The sequence below is a fragment of the Granulicatella sp. 572.rep1_STHE genome (assembly GCF_001073445.1).
GTDB lineage: Bacteria > Bacillota > Bacilli > Lactobacillales > Aerococcaceae > Granulicatella > Granulicatella adiacens.
The window spans coordinates 1-18976 of sequence record NZ_JVBO01000042.1; the positions used below are offsets into that span (position 1 = coordinate 1).

Below are 18976 nucleotides of genomic sequence, written 5' to 3' on the forward strand. Positions count from 1 at the left end.
TCGTCTGGCAAACATCAGCTCGCTTTCCACTTCTTGTAATTTTTTTAGTGCGGCATTTTCTGTTTCTAAATATTCGTTTCGTGCCTTTAATATAGCCATTTCTGCACGAATACGCTCAGTTTCTGTCTGTATATTATCTGGTTTTCGTTTTCCTCGACTGTCTATTAATCCATCAGGGCCATATTTTTGATATTTTTTTACCCATTGATACACCAAGTTGTACGAGATGTTATATTTCTGTGCAGTTTGTTTATAGTTTAATTGATTTTGAATACAGTCTTTGACGATAAGGATTCTTTCTTCGTGCGATGTTTTTCTATATTTCATAGTGTATACCTCTGGCTTAGGATAGTAGGCCTTCGTGGCCTCACCATTAGTATACTTAATAATCCAATTTCGTACAGTTGTAACAGAAGGAATATTATATTTTCTTGTGATTGCCGTTAAATAGGTTTTCGATTCTAAAAACTCTTTAACCACCATTTCTTTAAATTCATTTGTATAAGTGTTAAACCCATCTCTATCTTCTAAAGCAGAAAGTCCATATGCTTTATATTTCGAAAAATACATATTAAATGTTCCAGGTGAAATCCTTAAACCATATTCACTACGCAACTCACGAAAAGGCACACCATCTAAATACAATTCTATGAATCGTTCTAATTCTTTTGCAGTATGTTTCTTAGCCAATCTAAAAAATACCCCCTCTAAAGTAGTTTACTTTTTTAGTGTCTACTTTAGAGGGAGCATATCACAGTGTGAATCCGTTTTGCTTCGTAGTCTTTCGCCCGCAAAGTTTATTAGACTTTCTTGAATCACAAGTGATGAAAAGAAAGTCAATAAACCACTGCGAAGAGCGTTCAGAAATGGCAAGTTCAACTTCAGGATGTATAAATAATCATTTATAAAAAATATTTATCAACATAAAAAAGCAAGGTGAATTCACCTTGCTTTTATTTTTAAATATATGTCAAACTCTTTCCAATAATAAAAGTGGTTGTCACATTATGCAATACTGCCAAAACACTTGGAGATAACACATCGATTAGCCCTAACCCCATCAAGAAAGTATTAATTCCTACTGTATTTTTTAAATTCAAATCCAATTGATGATTCAATTGATCCGTAATCGTATCTAACACATGTAGTCCTGTCAACTGTTCATTTAAAAATAATATATCACTCGCTTGGCGAGCGATATCTGAAGCTCCAGCCATCACAACCCCTACATTTGCTAAAGAAAGTGCGGCAGAATCATTAATTCCGTCTCCAATCATCAACACATGATGGCCTTGATCTTTCAATTGCTGAATAACTTGATGCTTTTGTTCAGGTTTTACTTGAGTGTAGACCTTATCAAAAGAAATGAGAGAACAAATCGTTTCCGTACGTTTTTGTGTATCTCCGGTAAGAAGAACTATCTGCTTACCTCTTTCCTTTAATTCATGCAATAATTCAATGGCCTCTGGGCGTAGCGGTGTATCAATAAGAAAAATAGCAATTAATTTTCCATCGTAACTTAGATAGAGCAAATTAAACATTTGACTATATTCTTCTATGACTTGCTTCTGTTGTTCCGAAATAAAAGTTTGTTCTTCTTCTAGTAATTCTAGACTACCAATGACCACTCTTTTTCCATCGATGGAAGATACAATTCCTTTTGAAGCTACGTGAGTTAATTTCCCATGCATTTCTTCATGTTCAATTCCCTCATCTTCTGCTTTCTTAACAACAGCCGTCGCAATTGGATGATAAATATGTTCTTCCAAACAAGCTGCAATTCGCAAAACTTCCGCATCATCATAACCCTCATAGGAAATAATTCGTTGAATTTTTGGAATACCAGTTGTCAATGTTCCTGTCTTATCAAAAACAAAAGTATCGACTTGCGCATATTCATCTAAAGAATTAGATCCTTTAATCACAATCCCCTGATTAGAAGCCGCTTTAATGGCTGTTAAATAAGTAGCTGGTGAAGATAATTTTAACGCACATGAATAATCCACTAATAGGAAAGTGAGTGCTTTAGAGACTGAGCGAGTGAATAAATAAGTCAGCGCCATACCTATGAAATTATATTTCACTAATCCATCCGCTTTTTCCATTAATTGCTTTTGTTGTTTTGATTGATGGAATTCACTTGATTTAATTAGCTGAACAATTTGCTGCAAGCGTAAGTTTTGTTGCTTATTCGTCACTTCTACTAGTAGTTCGCCATGCTCTACAACTGTATTAGCGTAGACCATATCCCCTTGTTTTTTTGCGACCGGGAATGATTCACCAGTTAACGAACTTTCATTTAAGTATCCTCTTCCATTGACAACTCTTCCGTCAAAGTATATTTCTTGACCTTCTGTTGCAACGAAGATATCTCCTACTTCAACATGATTACTCATTTTCTTGAAGCGCTCGCCCTCTTTTTCAATCCATATCTCGTAAATATTATTCGTTAAATTCTTTTCAAGTTCTTCAATGGATTTCTTTTGGGACCAGTCATCTAAATCGTCTCCTAAATTCAATAAGAACATAATCATATCAGCAGTTTTATGGTCTCCCATCGCTGCAGAAGTCGCTATAGCCACAAAATCGAGTAAACTCATAGAAAGTTTTTTCTCACAAATTGATTGGAAAGCAGCCTTTCCAAACTTCACCATTTTCAGAAGTATCCATCCCACACGAATAGGTGTTGGAAGAAGGACTTTTGAAAGCATTCTTCTATAGAGATGCGTTGAAATAATATCATATGGCGAAGAAGGGACTAGCCACTCGACTTCGTTTTGTTTTTCAATTACTTTCTCCATTTGAATCAAAGATAAAAAACTTTGAACCTGTTGATCTTTCCCTTGAGAAAAATACACTCCTACATGCTTTAAATCTTTATAAAAGTGCAGCTTTTCAATACCAGGAACTGTGCAAGCTAATTCCTCTAAATACATTTGTACCGAATACGGACATGTAAAAGGGAGCTCTAGTCGCACTCTAGAGTTCGATTGATGCTTAATAATAAACTTCATTATTTTTCACTAGTTTCTACTACTAATTGTGCATTTTTTTCTTCAGCATATAAGTCTTTTGCTTCTTCTAAGACATCATCTGCATGTTGTTTTACAGTAGAAACGGTTGCGTCAATACCATCTTTTAATTTATAAGAAGTAGCGACTGCTTTAGCATATACATGTTTTGCTTCTTTGCTCGCTAATAGTTTTAATCCTAACGATCCAAATAAAACTCCTCCCGCAAATACACCTGATTTTTTAGCAAATTTTCCTAAACTAACAAGTTCTTTAATCATTATTATTACCTCCATTTTTTCTAATTAGAATTATTAAATTCTAACTATAGTATACGGATTTAATCCCCTTCTTTCAATAATTAAAAGTTTAAGATTCTATTAGTCTCTCGCTTTTAAACTAAAAACTACCTTGGAAATCCAAGGTAGCTTATTTTAATACACCTCATAATGAATAATCAGCGGGGAATTTTTCTTCAAGAGTTTTTGAAGACGTTTATGGTATTGAGCCGGGAAGACCATATTTTTAGCACGCAATGTTTTTTCATGCAGCACTTTTGCGGTGTGGTCGGCAAAACTCAAACAATTTCTAGTCCAGCCATTATAAGTCATGAATTTAGAACGATTGAATTTATAAAACACGGTATCCATCTGTTGTGCCATGAAGTACACATACATTTCTTCAAAACGATCGAAAGTTGGATTATAGTAAATGGCTTCACTTGTCGGCTCCCATGTCTTTGTCGGCGCTAATATTTTTTCTAAGTATGCATGAATGGCATCCATTTGCTCAGAAGTAACCGCAATTGAATAAATATGTAATGCTTTTTGATAATGGTTCTTACAAAATAGCATATACTCTTCACGCGGTGCTTTGATGAGCACTCCTTCTGCTATCCAGCCACCTAATTTCAAATCTCTCTCATCATAGTTCCCGTACGAATAGACATAGCCATCAATACATAAATCGACATGTCCAAGAGGCCCATTTCCGCGCTCTGCCACATGCACAAAAATTTCAAAGCGACTCTTGGCTAATGGTGGGTATGGAATTGGATAGGGAACGTATTCCATCGGCATATTTACTTTTGGAAATGTCCGCACCACTTGATGCAACACTTTCTCCATTAATTTCTTTTCAGCCATTACAAACTCCTCAAAAATTCAGATAGGTTCATTTTAGCATAAAAGCCTATTCTAAGCAGTCTTTTTTTAGAAAATCTAATACTTTCTCTTACTTATTTCTTCATTTTTTCATAAAAAAACCTCTCACCATAGATGAGAGGAAAAAAGGATAGAGTTTTATTTACTATTAGTAAATAATTCTTATTTGGGAATAAAAAAACTATAACCAAACTTTATGAATAATTTATGACGTTTTTGGCTAAAAACAGAGAAATTTAATCCCCAAAAGCGGCGTGCATTCCCGCCACATAGCCGGTTACAAAAGCTGCGGTGATATTATACCCTCCTGTATAGCCATGAATATCTAACAGTTCCCCACAGAAATACAAACCTTGTGTTAATTTCGATTGTAAAGTTTTCGGATTCACTTCCTTCAAATGAACGCCTCCGCCGGTTACAAAGCCTTTCTCAATCGGGAGAGACCCATTCACCGTAAAACGGAAATTCGTAAGGGCTTCTTTAATTTGTGCCCAGTTGGCTTCCGTCAAGCGACTTACTGCCATTTGGCCATCAATCCCCACTTTTGCTAGTAAAAATTCTACATATCGTTCAGGAAGCAATGTTTTTAAATGATTTTTTATCGATTTTAGAGGAGCTTCCTCCACAAAGCCTTTCAACTTTGCATCTAGTTCTGACGAGCTGAGGTCTGGTAATGCATTTAAACTCATTACGACTTCTTTCTTCTTTTCCTTTTCTTGTACTTGATGCACAAAGCTGGAACAACGTAACACTGCTGGTCCGCTGACACCAAAGTGAGTGAAAATCATATCCATCTGATGCGTAACAACCGCTTTTCCTTTCCCACTAAGAACACTGAGCGCCACATTTCGTAATGATAGCGCTCGAAGCTCTCCTTTTTGAATAAACTCTTCGCTACTTGTCAACGGAACTTCCGTCGCAAACAGAGGTGTAATCGTATGACCTGCAACACGGGCAATCCCGTACCCATCTCCCGTCGAACCTGTCTTCGGATATGATTTTCCACCGGTCGCTAAAATCACCGCATCGGCCTGTAGTTGTTCCCCATTATCGAGTTCTACCACTCGCACGGCTCCCTCGTTTACACGAATCGTCTTCACTTTCACATTCGTACGCACTTGCACGCCTAGCTTCTTGATTTCCTGAATAAAGGTCTCCAAAATCGTCTTGGCAGAATCTGTCACAGGAAACATGCGCCCATGATCTTCTTCCTTCAAACGAACTCCACGCGATTCGAAAAATTGAATAATATCTTGATTATCAAATTGAGAAAAGGCACTATATAAAAAGCGTCCATTCCCCGGAATATGTTTCACGATTTCCTCAGGAGAACGTCGATTGGTAACATTACAACGTGTGCCTCCTGTGTGCAATAATTTTTTCCCTAAAGTTGGATTTTTCTCCAATAAGACCACTTCAGCGCCATGAATCGCTGCACTGACTGAAGCCATTAATCCACTCGTTCCACCACCGATTACAATAACTTTCATACTTGCCTCCAATTCTAGTTGTCCCAACTATTATAAAGCATGCAAAATAAAAAAGCCTAGAGAAACTCTCTAGACCTTTTCCACTTACTCTTTCCATTCTTTCAATGAAGCTAAATAGAACGCTCCACAGACGATTAATAGACTTCCTCCTGCAAAATACGGAAGAATCTCTAAAGTTCCGAAACTCATCCAGTAAAGAATTGTAAGGATGATTTGGAAAATTGGAATGGCTGGCAAAATTCGTTGCAACGTCGGCATAAAAATCAAAATACCTGCGACTAAATAGAAAATCCGCACTCCGTTTTTGATTCTTGAATCTCCTTTAAAGGTTTGAAACCCTTTGATTCCAAAATAAATAACGATTAAATTCAGCATCAACAAAATCCAAAAGAACTGTGAGGAAACATCTACTGTGTTCACAAAAGATAGTTTTAATGCGACAATGGGCGCTAACCAGAACAATACTCCAGAACCAACCCCAACAATCCCACAAAAACGAGCTAAATTTTTACGATCCATACAACTCCTCCTTCTCTCTTGTCGTAAGAGGATGATTTCCTCTTTGTTACCTTTGAATTGAATCTTCAAATTTCTTTAACGAAAGCAAATACCCCACCCCTGAAATTCCACCAAGGATTCCTGAAAGACAAACCATAGCAAGTAGAGGTAGTGCATATCCACCTACTGGAGTGAATTGCTCAACGAAAGAATCCCATCTTCGCAAAATCGTAAAAGTATAAGGGAGCGTAGAAGCAACTCCAAGGATTCCTGCAATCAGAAGCATTCTTGACACCCAACGAGGTACACGTCTATCCTTGCGATAATAAATGAAACTCATCCACGAAATCAAAAAGATTACCCATATCATTGCTATCGCTATTGACAGAATTTGTTGTTGATAAAGCAAATCCCCTTGGAATCCATCTTTGACAACTGCCAGTGGATAAGCTAAAAGAAAAATACTTCCCCAAAGAGTCTTTTGATCCATCACAATTGGAGAAAGGCCAACAAAAAGTCCCCAAACAACTCCTAAAATACCACTGATGAGCGCCCAAGATTTTGTCTTTTCAAGTGTATCGTTTTGCAATTTCCAATCCCTCTTTTCTTATGTTTGTATTTATTTTATCATATCCTTTTTCCCCTTAGAAGAAAACAATCATAAAAAGGTACCCCCGCCTATGACGCAAGTACCTCTATTTTTAATTGATATTATCCTTTTACAGCCGTCACTTGGATTTCCACTAGGGCATTCTTTGGTAAAGCCGCTGCTTGAAATGCCATCCGTGCTGGATAAGGAGAAGAAAAATACTCTCCATACACTTCATTCATGCTCGCAAAGTCGTTGATGTCGGCTAGTAGTACGGTTGTAGAGACTACCGCGTCCATTCCTACCCCTGCTTCTTTTAAGATTGCACGGATATTTTTCAATGATTGATGCGTTTGGCTCACAATATCACTTCCTGAAAACTCCCCTGTTTCAGGAACGATTGGCAACTGTCCAGAGACGACAATCGTTTCTCCTGTGTAGGCTACTCCTTGTGAGTAAGGCCCGATTGCCTTTGGAGCCTGTTCTGTTTGAATTACTTTCTTTGTCATGGAAATCCTCCTAGTCTAATGGTGGCACAGTGTCCACGAATACATATGTTTTCATACGGTCAAATGCTTCTACAAGACGCGCATACGGCAATGCGAGGTTGATACGGATACAGCCTTCGCCGAAGAACATCTTGCCATCTTGCCAAGCCACGCCGACATCCCAGCCACGTTTTTCGAGTTGCTCTAGCGTTAAGTTATGTTTTTTCAAGAACTGTGAACAGTCGATAAAGAGCATATACGTGCCTTCCGGTTTGGTCACTTCCACGCCGTCAAATTCACGGTGAATAAAGTCGCACGCATAGCCTGCGTTCTTCTCGATTACTTCACGCAACTCTTCCAGCCACTCGTATCCTTCTTCTTGATACGCCCCGATTAACGCATGCATCGACATCACATTCATCGCGTTATAATGTGGCTTCATCCCTTTTGACTCGACACGATCTCTTAAGGCATCATTGTAAATCACATGATAACTTCCCACGAGCCCTGCTAGGTTAAACGTCTTACTTGGCGCATACATGGCCACGGTACGATTTTTCGCATCCTCTGAAATCGATTGTGTTGGAATATGCTTATGGCCTTTAAAAATAATATCCGACCAAATTTCATCCGATACGACAATCACATCGTACTTGCGGTAAATCTCCATCGCGCGTTCGATTTCTTCTCTCTCCCATACACGGCCACTTGGGTTATGCGGAGAACAGAAAATTGCCACATGAATCTTATGCGCTTTGATTTTTCGCTTCATATCCTCAAAGTCCATACGATAAACGCCCTGTTCATCTTTCACGAGCGGGCTATGCACGGCCTTCAATCCATTATCGTTTAACGACTGCGTAAAGCCGACATAGGTTGGACTATGCACTAATACCGCATCCCCTGGCGAAGCGTACGAAGTTAATGTCGAAACGACTCCTCCAAGCACTCCATTTTCATGACCGATATGCTTGCGCGTTAATCCTGTCACTTGATGGTGGCGCGCATGCCACTGAATAATGCTTTCGTAGTACTCTTTAGAAGGCATAAAGTACCCAAAAATCGGATGTTCCAATCGTTTTTGCATGGCTTCAATAACCGTTGGTACCGTCGCAAAACTCATATCCGCGATCCACATCGGAATCACATCGAAGCCTTTCTTCGGTCTATCTGGCGACTTTCCAGGAATCAAACCTAGTCCATCCACCGCCAGCGCGTCCATTCCATGTCGATCAAATTCTGTCGTAAAATCATATTTCATCCGCATAACCTCCTAGAATCTCACTTTCATTATACACCGTACCCCGCATCCACTCAACGCCCGACGAAGACTCAGCCCTGTGCCTGCTCTCCATAAAAGCGTGATTCCCGGTAAAAAAACAATCTAAGGTGGCGTTGCAAAAAAATCCTTGGACTCTATAGTCATAGGAATAACGATACGCATGGGAGCAAGACAGAAGAAACTTGTTTCTTCGTAGTCTTGCCCCCGCAAAGACAAATAGGATTGACCCAGCCTAAACAGGCGAAGGTCAATCCATTTGTCTACTGCGTCTAACTCTATGTAGTTTTTTCATAATGTTCACCTGTCCGGTGCAGTTGTTTCTCTTATTTTTCTATACTAGTCCCGTTTCTTACCACAGATGAAGTGCGGACTCCGCAAAACGACATCACGTGATTAGCGCCGTTCACAAAATAAGTTAAAAAACGATGTCTCCCTAGGACTCTATAGTATAAACAATAGAGAGAAGCAACCGATGTGAATTACTGCCGCTGTGAAATTTATTTCCATGCGGCAGTTTGAAGCTCGGTAGGAGCCAAGACGTAGGCTTGGCCCGGTGCCTCTATTGTCAATACTATGAAGACGTCCTAGGGAGACGCAGTTTTAACTTATTTTCTCATCGCTGAAATCACGCGATAGCCTTTTTGCGCGATAAAGTCCGCCACTTCATCCGGATTCGTTGAATCCACATGAAGCACCACTTGCACTTTCCCATCACGGTGATATACCGAAATCGTCGAAACGTTCACGTTGTTTTCACGCAACACATCCGAAATTTCTTCCAGAGGACCTGGTTTATCTTCATTGATTTCAATGAATAAACGAGAACCCGGTGTGTTGTATCCAGAAATTTCGATAAACGCATCAAAAATATCTTTATCAGTAATAATCCCTTCCACGTGTCCACGTGCATCTACTACTGGCAGTACGCCGACCTTTTGTTGACGCATAAGGGACGCAGCTTCTTCTAATAATGTATGTGCCTTCACGGTTAAGACTTGCTTTTGCATAATTTCGCTTGCTGTAGTCTTATTCAATAAATAGTTCAGCTCATGCATCGATAGGCTTGTTGCCATTGAAGGTGAATGCCCCGCAACAAGTTCTTCTGTGAGTAAGCCAACTAACTTGCCATCTTCTACAACTGGCAAGCGGTGAATGTCGTGTTCCTTCATTAAGTCTAGAGCTTTCATAACCGTCGTTTCAGGCGTTACTGTAATGACGTTGGTTGACATATAATCTTTAACTTCCATGATTACCCTCCTAGATATGCTTTCTGAATTTCATCACTTTCTAACAACTCTTGTCCTGTACCGCTTAATACCACTGATCCAGTTTCGAGTACATACGCACGATTTGAAATCGATAAGGCCATTTTCGCATTTTGCTCGATGAGTAAAACCGTTGTCCCTGTCTTTTGGATTTCTTGAATGATTTTGAAAATCTCACGGATAAAAATCGGTGCTAACCCCATTGACGGTTCATCCAACAATAATAGTTTTGGACGACTCATTAACGCACGCCCCATTGCTAACATTTGTTGCTCCCCACCAGAGAGTGTTTGCGCATCTTGGTCTTTACGTTCTTTCAAGATTGGGAAACGCTCGAAGACGTCTTCCATATCTTTTTGAATCGCTTCTTTATCCTTGCGTAGAAATGCCCCTAGTTCAAGGTTTTCTTTTACCGTTAATCCTGGGAATACGTGACGTCCTTCTGGCACTTGCACGAGTCCTTTCTCAACGATTTTCTTCGCAGATGTTGAAGCGATGTTCTCACCTAAGTATACGATTTCGCCTTCTGAAGGATGAATGAGTCCCGATAAAGTCTTCAAGATAGTTGATTTTCCAGCACCGTTTGCCCCGATTAGAGACACGATTTCGCCTTCATTCACCTTAAAATCAACATTACGTACGGCTTGAATCATTCCGTAATGAACTGATAAATTTTTAACTTCTAACATCTACTCACCTCCTAAGTACGCTTTAATAACTGCAGGATTTTGTTTAATTTCTTCTGGAGTTCCTTCTGCAAGAAGTCTTCCATATTCCAACACGTAAATGCGTTGGCAAATTTTCATCACAAGTGACATATCGTGTTCGATTAACACCACTGTCAAATCAAATTCTTTTTGAATTTTCGCAATTAGTTCTGTTAATTGAGCCGTCTCTTGAGGGTTCATCCCCGCTGCTGGCTCATCCAAGAATAAGATTTTTGGTTTTGTCGCTAACGCACGAACGATCTCAAGCTCACGTTGTTGTCCGTAAGCTAAGTTTTTCGCCTTTTCCTCTTTAAGTGTATCCAACTCAAAAATCTTTAGCAACTCAATCGCTTCTTCGCGCATTTTTGCTTCTGTATCATAGTATTTTTTCGTACGGAATAAGGTTGAGAATAATGAGTCACTTGAGTGCGAGTGCATCGCAATCATTACATTCTCTAGTACCGTTATATCTTTAAAGAGACGAATATTTTGGAAAGTACGTGCCATTCCAAGAGTGGTGCGTTTATATGGAGGAAGCCCGTTTAAGTTTTTCAACTGTCCGTCTACTTCTAAACTCACTGTTCCTTCTGTTGGCTCATACACCCCTGTTAACAAGTTGAAGAAAGTCGTTTTCCCAGCACCATTTGGCCCGATGAGTCCGATAAGTTCTCCCTTGTTTACTTTCATAGAAACATTAGATACCGCGGAAAGTCCACCAAAGTTTTTAGTTAGTCCATTTACTTCTAATAACATTACTTCCCACTCTCCTTTGCCTCTTTTTTCTTAGAAAACTTCAAGTTCCCTAGTTTGAATTCCCATGTTCCAAGTAATCCACCCGGACGGAAGATCATAATTAAAATTAACGCTACTGCATAGATGATCATCCGTAATTGTCCAAATGGTTGTAGGACAAGGTTGATAATGCCAAGCAATACTGCTGCTACAAATGAACCTGTGAAACTTCCAATTCCTCCGAATACGACAATAATTAATACATCGATGGATTTCATGAAAGTGAAGTCACCCGGTGTTACTGCTCCTAGCGTTGTAGCAGAAAGAGTTCCACCGATACTTGCAGTGGCTGCTCCTAATACGAAGGCCAAGATTTTATACTTCGTCACTTGAACCCCCATGGATTCTGCAGCGATTTCGTCTTGTAACACCCCATAAGTTGCACGGCCGGCACTACTGAAGGTGTAGTTTAAGATTAAAATCGTTGTTACCACTAAGAAAATATAAGTAATCGTCCATGTATTGGTTAAAGGAATTCCACTGATACCAGCAGCGCCATTTGTGATTTTCATATTGGTCACGGCTACACGAATGATTTCAGCAACCCCTAGAGTCGCAATCGCAAGGTAGTCTCCTTTTAGACGAAGCGTTGGTAATCCAACAAGAAATGCCACGATAACTGAAATAACAACCCCAACTGCCATTCCAGCAAATAGTCCAGGAAGCCCATTGATCATTTTTCCAAGAATCGCACCGCTATAAGAACCAATGGCGATAAATCCAGCATGTCCAAGTGAGAACTGTCCGGCAACCCCAAGGATGAGGTTCAATCCAACAGCATAGATGATATTAATCATGATATTAATGAAGGTACTTTCGTAGTAGAAGTTGATTACTCCTGTTTGTACAAGCACGAAAAGAAGAGCGTACATTCCCAACGCGAACAATGTCCAACGAATATTCTTTTTATGAAATCTTTGCATCTTCTTCACCTACACTTTCTCTCTGACATTTTTACCAAACAGTCCAGCTGGTAATACGATTAAAATAATAAATAATAGGAAGTAAACCACTCCATCACGGTACGGTGAGTACCCGAAGAAGCTTACCATTGTTTCTAATAGACCGATGAGATAACCACCGACCATCGCTCCAGGAATACTTCCGATACCCCCAAGTACAGCTGCAACGAAGGCTTTTAGTCCGACTGTAATCCCCATTGTTGTAGAAATGGTATTGTAGTAAACGCCAACAAGGACACCTGCAATCCCAGCAAGTGCTGACCCAAGGGCAAAAGTAAATGAAATCACTCCATCTACGTCAATCCCCATGAGTTGAGCTGCTTGTTCATCAACAGCAACGGCACGCATCGCTTTCCCCATTTTTGTATAACGAACGATAAATTGTAATAAAGCCATTAATAAAACTGTAATCCCGAAAATCAGGATTTGCTTTCCATTCACTGAAACGTCTCCGAATAAAGTGAATGTCTCTGTTCCAAAATCTGAAGGAAACGGACGAGACTCCGCTCCAAAGAAATAACTCATTGCATTTTCTAATAAGTATGAAACCCCAATGGCTGTAATTAATGCAGCCACACGAGTCGATTTACGAAGCGGCTTATACGCCACACGCTCAATCACAACCCCTAAAATGGCACAAGCAACCATCGCTACCAGTAAAGCGAGGAATACATTCAACTTCAAGACCATTACCGCAAAATAGCCAATGAATGCCCCCATCATATACACATCTCCGTGTGCGAAGTTAATCAGTTTAATCGTCCCATAAACCATGGTATATCCAAGCGCAATTAAGGCGTAAATACTTCCGACTGCGAGCCCGTTTACCAATTGTTGAATTAACAACTCCATATATTTTCTCCTTTCATTTCTATCCTTTATCTAGTGGAAAAGAGAGGCGGAAGAAACTCTCCGTGCCTCTCTTCAAAATATGCTTATCCTAAAATTACTCAGCAGAGTACTCTTGAGCACTTACTTCTTGTCCGTTTTGGAACTCGATTACAACCGCTGATTTCACTGGTGTGTGGTCAGCACCCATTGAGAATGTTCCTGTAACACCGTCAAAGTCTGTTGTTTCTGCTAAAGCTTTTGTGATTGCTTGAGGATCTGTTGACCCTGCTTTTTCGATAGCTTTCATTAACAATTGAGTAGCATCATAACTTAAAGCCGCAAAAGTATCTGGATTTGCACCAAATTTTTCTTTATAGGCTTTTACGAACTCTTGAACATCACTATCTTTACTCAATGTTGAGAAGTGAGATGTGTAGTAAACGTTTGAAAGGTTTGCACTATTTCCTGCTAATGCTGCTAACTTATCACTTGAAAGACCGTCACCACCAACGATCGGTTGAGTGATTCCCATTTCACGAGCTTGTTTGATGATTAGACCCACTTCTTCATAGTAACCAGGTACGTATAATACATCGAAGTCTTTAGATTTCAATGTTGTTAATACCGCTTGGAAGTCTGTATCTTTAGATTGATAGTATTCACGTACTACAACTGAACCACCGATTTTGCTATCAGTATAAGTTTTTTCAAAGGCATCTGCTAACCCTTTAGAGTAGTCATTACCTGTATCTTGTAAAATCGCTACTTTAGCTTTTCCGAATTTCTTGTTAACGAAGTTTGCTCCTACAACCCCTTGGTAGCTGTCAGAGAAACATACACGGTAGATGTATTCATAGACTGAAGATGCATCTCCTGCATTTTTCAATGTGACACCGTCTCCTGTTGTTGCTGGGAATACTGTTGGGATTTTAGCTTGTTCGTTTACAGGGATTGATACTGCTGCATCCCCTGTTGTTGCTGGTCCAACTACGCCGACTACTTTTTCAGAAGCTAATTTTTTCGCAACAGAAGCTACCTCTGTCTTGTCTGATTTGTTGTCATATGAAACGTATTTTAATTCCTTATCAAGTAACTTCCCTTTTTGTTCAACCGCTAATTGTGCTGCATTGTTCATTGAAGTTCCGTAAGTTGCTACGTTCCCTGTTAATTCGAAGTTTCCTCCGATTTTGACTGTGTTGCTATCTGCTGCACTCCCGCAACCTGCTAAAATGGCTGCAACCACAGCTCCTAATGTGAATTGTTTTAATTTCATAAGATCCCTCTTTTCATACTTTAAATTTCTAAGATGAGAGTAGTATATAATATTCTGACAATTCTCGCAACTATTTTCTATTCATTTATAAAAAATTTTTCATAAAAATGAAAAAATGCTTTTGTTTACAAAAAAAGAGACCGCCTTTTACATAAGGCAGTCTCTCCTAACACCTCTTATTTTACTTCTGTATATCCAATCGCTTCTAATTTTTGAGCAGCAGTTGCAAAATCATCAAAATATTTATCCACTAGCTGAGCATCTTTCAATTCAATATTTCCTTCTGCATTCGTTACTAAGTTTGAAAGACCAATTGCAAGCGTACGTTTGCCAGCATATTTATACTCTACTCGAACAAGCATCACAAGGTTTCCGTTTCCTTCGATTAAACCGTCGCCATATCCACTTTCACCTACACCGCTTGATAAACCACGATAATAAGTTTTATCAAAAGTAATGGTCGCATCTGTGTACTTTTTGTTGATTTCTTCTTTTAATTTTTTAACAACTTCATCTTTGTTTTTTGCATCCTCAAATTTGTCAGCAACTGTTTTTAAGCCTTTTACTGGAAGAGTGAAGCTTCCATCGCCTTCTAAAATATAGCCATTTGATTCTAAAACTTTATCGAAGTTTCCGTCAATTTTAATTTTAGCATCTTTTCCATTTTCTAATTGTCCATCATTTTCAACTACAAAACGAATGGAAGCTACACGAGGGTCATTTATGCGAACTTTCGCTTTTCCTTTTTTGTTGAAACCTGTTGCTTCTAATGACACTAATTTTGCTAATTCTTCAGAATTTAGTTTCTTAACAGCCGTTAATCCCGTTACTTTCACTTTTTTCTCTGAAGGAATTGTCACAAATTTTTCTAGATTCTTTGTATTTGCAAACGTTAAAGTAACTTCTTCGTCATTTGATAAATTTTCAGTCTTGCTTGGAGATATTTTAACTTCAGCAATAGCCGCTTTTAATTCTGATTCTGTTTTGGCGTCTGCTTTAGGATTTTCTACTAAGAAAGCGGTGATTAACTCCTCTGTATTGAATTGATACGTAATACGTCCTTTTGTATCAACGCCACTAAAAGACGTTTTAAGGTAGTTTCCGGCATCTACTTTTTTAAATCCACAGGCAGCTAATACAACCGTTGCCATTAAGCATAAAAATGTTAATAACTTCTTTTTCATTTTAGTCCTCCTAAAGTATAAAAAAATCTTAAATATGTTTTATTATATTAAATCGCCTTAATAAGTGTCAATCTTATTAAGATTCCGGATTTCAACTTGATAGAAGCTTTTGTTCATGCTATGTTGATAGAAAGAAATTTATTGGAGGCACCATGAAAACCAAGATTCCAGTCTGGAAAACGATTCGCTTTACCTTCAGCAATTTAACCAAGCATAGTTGGATGTATTTACGTAATTCCTTATTTTTACAGCTATTTATCTCCGTCTTTGGATTTGGATTATTATCGCTAATTTTTAAAGGAATGCTCTTTTTTGCAGGTCAAGCCAATCTAACCTTTTCAAATTTTAAACATGTTTTATTAAACCCTTGGATGATTCCTTTCATCCTTATGTACTTACTCGCGTTTGCTTTTATTTTGTTTTTAGAGTTCTCGATTCTAATTTTTATGATCTATGGAACGATTCGAAAAACACATTTTTCTTGGCGAACCAGTGTTAAAAATGCCTTTATTGAATTAAGGCAACTGCTAAACGGGAATTTTATTGCGTTTTTACTCTATTTTATAACGCTTCTTCCGATTATTAATTTAGGAGATTTAACCTTTATTTCCAAAAACATTTATATTCCTAGTTTCATAACGGGAGAAATCACCAAAACTGGGAGTGGCGTGATAATCTACACGATTTTAATTGTATTGCTCCTTTACTTTCACGCTAGAAGTTCCTTTGCAATTCCACTACAAATTCTGACAGATCAACCTTTTACTAAAAATATTCTACAAAGTTGGAAGATTACAAAAGGGAATACATGGAGACTCCTCTTTATCGTTGGTGTCGTTGAGGCTGTTTTATTCATCTTTGTTGTGGCTATTTCCTTTTTAAGTGTTGCTTTGGTATCTCTTATCAACCCTGAAGGAGATAATGTTTTTCTACTCAGCAGTGTCCTCACGATTGCCAAACTTATTCAAGAGTTCATTATCATTTATACGAAAATGGCTACATTTATCGTCATGACAAAAGTGATTCACGAGCGAAAACTCGTTTCCCTTCATTTATACCAACATCTTCCTGAAGTGAAACATAAGAGAAAAATCGTCACTGCTGTTGCTCTCATTTTTGTGATTGGAAATGCGGCCTCCACAACGCTATCAACCTATGCCAAAGACGCCATGCCTGACCAAGCGATTATCGGTCATCGTGGATATACTTCAAAGGCGGTTGAAAATTCCCTTGAAGGAATTAAAGCTGCAAAAGAGGCTGGCGCTACCATGGTAGAAATGGATATCCTCCTTACCAAAGATCATCAATTCGTGGTGATGCATGATTACAATTTAAAACGACTCGCTCGTCTGAATAAACGGGTTCAAGATATGACCTTGGATGAAGTGAGGGGATTACCGATTTATCAATCGGGATTTGCTAGCCATATCCCGACCTTCGAGGAATTTTACCGAGAAGCTAAAGATTTGAAAATCCCTCTCATCATTGAATTAAAACCTCATGGGGGAGAACCTGAAAATTATGTAGACCTCTTTATCCAAAAATATAAAGAGTTAGGCATCGATTCTTCTAATAAAGTCATGTCCCTCGATTTGAAAGTGATGGAAGAAATTGAAGAAAAAGCTCCAGAAATAAATACGGGTTATGTCATTCCCTTCCAATTCGGAGGATTTGGCAATCCAAAAGTGGATTTCTTCGTCATAGAAGACTTTTCTTATCAAGAATTACTCGTTCTAAACGCCCAGCAACAAGGACATGAAGTCTATGTTTGGACCATCAATAGTGAAGATGTCATCCAAAAATATTTGAACAGTCCTGTGAATGGGATTATTACTGATGAAGTCCAACTTGTGAAGGATTTCAAAGATGATTTTAAAAAGAATAATACGTTAATGGATCAGTTTTTACGAGCACTCGGAATTACTTTAGTGTTCAGTAAGTAAATAACAAAAACAAGAGCCGCTGTGGGATTTCCACAGCGGCTCTTCTCTATTTCAAAGAGAATTGATTATCCAATTTTTGTAACGCCGCCCATGTATGGTACAAGCGCTTCTGGAATCGTCACACTACCATCTTCATTTTGGTAGTTTTCAAGAATAGCAGCGACTGTACGGCCAACTGCAAGTCCTGATCCATTTAATGTATGCACTAATTCAATCTTGCCACTATCTTCACGACGGAAACGAATTTTCGCACGACGCGCTTGGAAGTCCACGCAGTTTGAGCAAGAACTGATTTCACGGTACGTATCTTGCGCTGGAATCCACACTTCTACATCGTATGTTTTCGCTGCTGAGAATCCCATGTCTCCTGTACATAATACGATCGTACGGAATGGTAATCCTAATCCACGCAGTACATCTTCCGCGTTGTCTGTCATTTTTTCTAATTCATCGAATGAATCTTCTGGTTTCGCGAATTTCACCATTTCTACTTTATTAAATTGGTGAAGACGAATTAAACCACGAGTGTCACGACCCGCACTACCCGCTTCAGAACGGAATGATGGGCTAAGCGCAGTGAAGTAAATAGGTAATTGCGCTTCGTCTAAGATTTCGTTTGCGTAGTAGTTTGTTAATGGCACTTCCGCTGTTGGGATTAATGTTAAATTGCGTTCGTCTGTTAATTGGAACACATCTTCTTTGAATTTAGGAAATTGACCTGTACCGTACATTGATTGTTCATTTACCATGTATGGTGTGATCATTTCTGTGTAGCCATGTTTTTCCACGTGTAAATCAAGCATGTAGTTGTAGATCGCACGTTCTAAGCGAGCTCCAAGGCCTTTGTAGTATAAGAAACGGCTTCCTGATACTTTAGCTCCACGTTCGAAGTCTAAAATATCTAGCGCTTCTGCTACTTCCCAGTGAGGTTTTGGTTCGAAATCGAATACGCGTGGAGTTCCTTCACGGCGAACTTCTACGTTTTCCGTTTCATCTGCCCCTACTGGTACGCCTTCTGCAGCTGTATTTGGTAAGCGAGAAGCGATATATTCTACTTTTTCTTCCACTTCTGCTAATAAAGCATCTGTTGCTTTGATGTCTTCACCGACTTGTTTCATTTCAGCGATTTTAGCACTAGCATCTTCCTTATTTCGTTTAAGAAGAGAAATCTCTTCCGTCACTGTATTACGGTATTGTTTTAATTGTTCTGTTTTCGTGATGAGTGCGCGACGTTCTTCATCCAAGTTGCGTAACTCTTCTACTGTCGCACGGTCTACACCACGGTTTTCTAAAGCAGTTGCCACTTCTTCAAAATTCTCACGAATGCGTTTCATATCTAACATATGTTTTCCCTCCATTTTCTGTATAAAAAAATACTCCGCCCCCGACTATTTCTAGTCTTAGGGACGAAGTAGAGTAATTGTCTTCGCGGTACCACCCGGTTTCAATGTTGCCATTGCGCTCATTTGTGAGATAACGGTTTTCTCCGGATAGCTTA

General features: G+C 39.0%; 18 protein-coding genes and 1 other annotated feature (1 of these 19 cut by a window edge). Of the genes, 1 reads left to right on the forward strand and 17 read right to left on the reverse strand.

The window, feature by feature from the left end:
* From ADH99_RS08540 to ADH99_RS08615, 16 genes are all read right to left on the reverse strand, one after another.
* On the reverse strand, positions 1-690 hold a 690-nt coding region (locus tag ADH99_RS08540), incomplete at its 3' end, for a helix-turn-helix domain-containing protein (protein ID WP_049555913.1).
* A 269-nt stretch (positions 691-959) separates the two neighbouring features.
* Positions 960-3014 (reverse strand): heavy metal translocating P-type ATPase, encoded by a 2055-nt coding sequence (locus ADH99_RS08545; RefSeq protein ID WP_049555640.1) that lies wholly within the window; start codon positions 3012-3014, stop codon positions 960-962.
* Positions 3014-3292 (reverse strand): DUF6110 family protein, encoded by a 279-nt coding sequence (locus ADH99_RS08550; protein ID WP_039848982.1) that lies wholly within the window; start codon positions 3290-3292, stop codon positions 3014-3016. Before ADH99_RS08550 ends, ADH99_RS08545 begins: the two co-directional genes overlap by 1 nt.
* A gap of 153 nt (positions 3293-3445) precedes the next feature.
* Positions 3446-4156: a hypothetical protein gene (locus ADH99_RS08555; RefSeq protein ID WP_005606355.1), complete on the reverse strand. Its 711-nt coding sequence runs from the start codon at positions 4154-4156 to the stop codon at positions 3446-3448.
* Between the two features lie 254 nt (positions 4157-4410).
* Entirely contained in the window at positions 4411-5664 is a 1254-nt protein-coding gene (locus ADH99_RS08560) for an NAD(P)/FAD-dependent oxidoreductase (protein WP_049555641.1), read from the reverse strand.
* A gap of 84 nt (positions 5665-5748) precedes the next feature.
* A complete protein-coding gene (locus ADH99_RS08565; RefSeq protein WP_049555642.1) occupies positions 5749-6183 on the reverse strand; it encodes a hypothetical protein in 435 nt (144 codons plus the stop codon).
* 46 nt (positions 6184-6229) lie between these two features.
* Positions 6230-6751 carry a hypothetical protein gene (locus tag ADH99_RS08570; protein WP_049555643.1) on the reverse strand — a complete coding sequence of 174 codons (522 nt, stop codon included), beginning with the start codon at positions 6749-6751 and terminating at the stop codon, positions 6230-6232.
* 122 nt (positions 6752-6873) lie between these two features.
* Complete coding sequence (locus tag ADH99_RS08575; RefSeq protein ID WP_049555644.1) at positions 6874-7260, reverse strand: RidA family protein; 387 nt, start codon at positions 7258-7260, stop codon at positions 6874-6876.
* Between the two features lie 10 nt (positions 7261-7270).
* Positions 7271-8500, reverse strand: a complete 1230-nt coding sequence (locus ADH99_RS08580; RefSeq protein WP_049555645.1) for a MalY/PatB family protein — start codon at positions 8498-8500, stop codon at positions 7271-7273.
* Between the two features lie 626 nt (positions 8501-9126).
* On the reverse strand, positions 9127-9768 hold the full coding sequence (locus tag ADH99_RS08585; protein WP_049555646.1) for a CBS and ACT domain-containing protein: 642 nt from the start codon (positions 9766-9768) through the stop codon (positions 9127-9129).
* A 2-nt stretch (positions 9769-9770) separates the two neighbouring features.
* The gene (locus tag ADH99_RS08590; RefSeq protein WP_005606368.1) at positions 9771-10475 is read right to left on the reverse strand and encodes an ABC transporter ATP-binding protein; all 705 of its coding nucleotides are present in this window, start codon (positions 10473-10475) and stop codon (positions 9771-9773) included.
* Positions 10476-11246 (reverse strand): ABC transporter ATP-binding protein, encoded by a 771-nt coding sequence (locus ADH99_RS08595; RefSeq protein ID WP_005606370.1) that lies wholly within the window; start codon positions 11244-11246, stop codon positions 10476-10478.
* Entirely contained in the window at positions 11246-12208 is a 963-nt protein-coding gene (locus ADH99_RS08600) for a branched-chain amino acid ABC transporter permease (protein ID WP_039848984.1), read from the reverse strand. Before ADH99_RS08600 ends, ADH99_RS08595 begins: the two co-directional genes overlap by 1 nt.
* A 9-nt stretch (positions 12209-12217) precedes the next feature.
* Positions 12218-13099, reverse strand: coding sequence for a branched-chain amino acid ABC transporter permease (locus ADH99_RS08605; RefSeq protein WP_049555647.1), 882 nt, complete (start codon positions 13097-13099; stop codon positions 12218-12220).
* 94 nt (positions 13100-13193) lie between these two features.
* Complete coding sequence (locus ADH99_RS08610; protein ID WP_049555648.1) at positions 13194-14351, reverse strand: ABC transporter substrate-binding protein; 1158 nt, start codon at positions 14349-14351, stop codon at positions 13194-13196.
* A gap of 176 nt (positions 14352-14527) precedes the next feature.
* Positions 14528-15535 carry a hypothetical protein gene (locus tag ADH99_RS08615; RefSeq protein WP_005606374.1) on the reverse strand — a complete coding sequence of 336 codons (1008 nt, stop codon included), beginning with the start codon at positions 15533-15535 and terminating at the stop codon, positions 14528-14530.
* A 152-nt stretch (positions 15536-15687) separates the two neighbouring features.
* Here ADH99_RS08615 and ADH99_RS08620 point away from each other — a divergent pair, with 152 nt between their 5' ends.
* Entirely contained in the window at positions 15688-17478 is a 1791-nt protein-coding gene (locus ADH99_RS08620) for a glycerophosphoryl diester phosphodiesterase membrane domain-containing protein (protein WP_049555649.1), read from the forward strand.
* A gap of 65 nt (positions 17479-17543) precedes the next feature.
* Here the strand turns inward: ADH99_RS08620 and serS are convergent, their stop codons facing one another.
* Complete coding sequence (gene serS / locus ADH99_RS08625; protein ID WP_049555650.1) at positions 17544-18821, reverse strand: serine--tRNA ligase; 1278 nt, start codon at positions 18819-18821, stop codon at positions 17544-17546.
* 56 nt (positions 18822-18877) lie between these two features.
* Positions 18878-18976, reverse strand: a binding site (T-box leader); it runs 114 nt beyond the window's last position.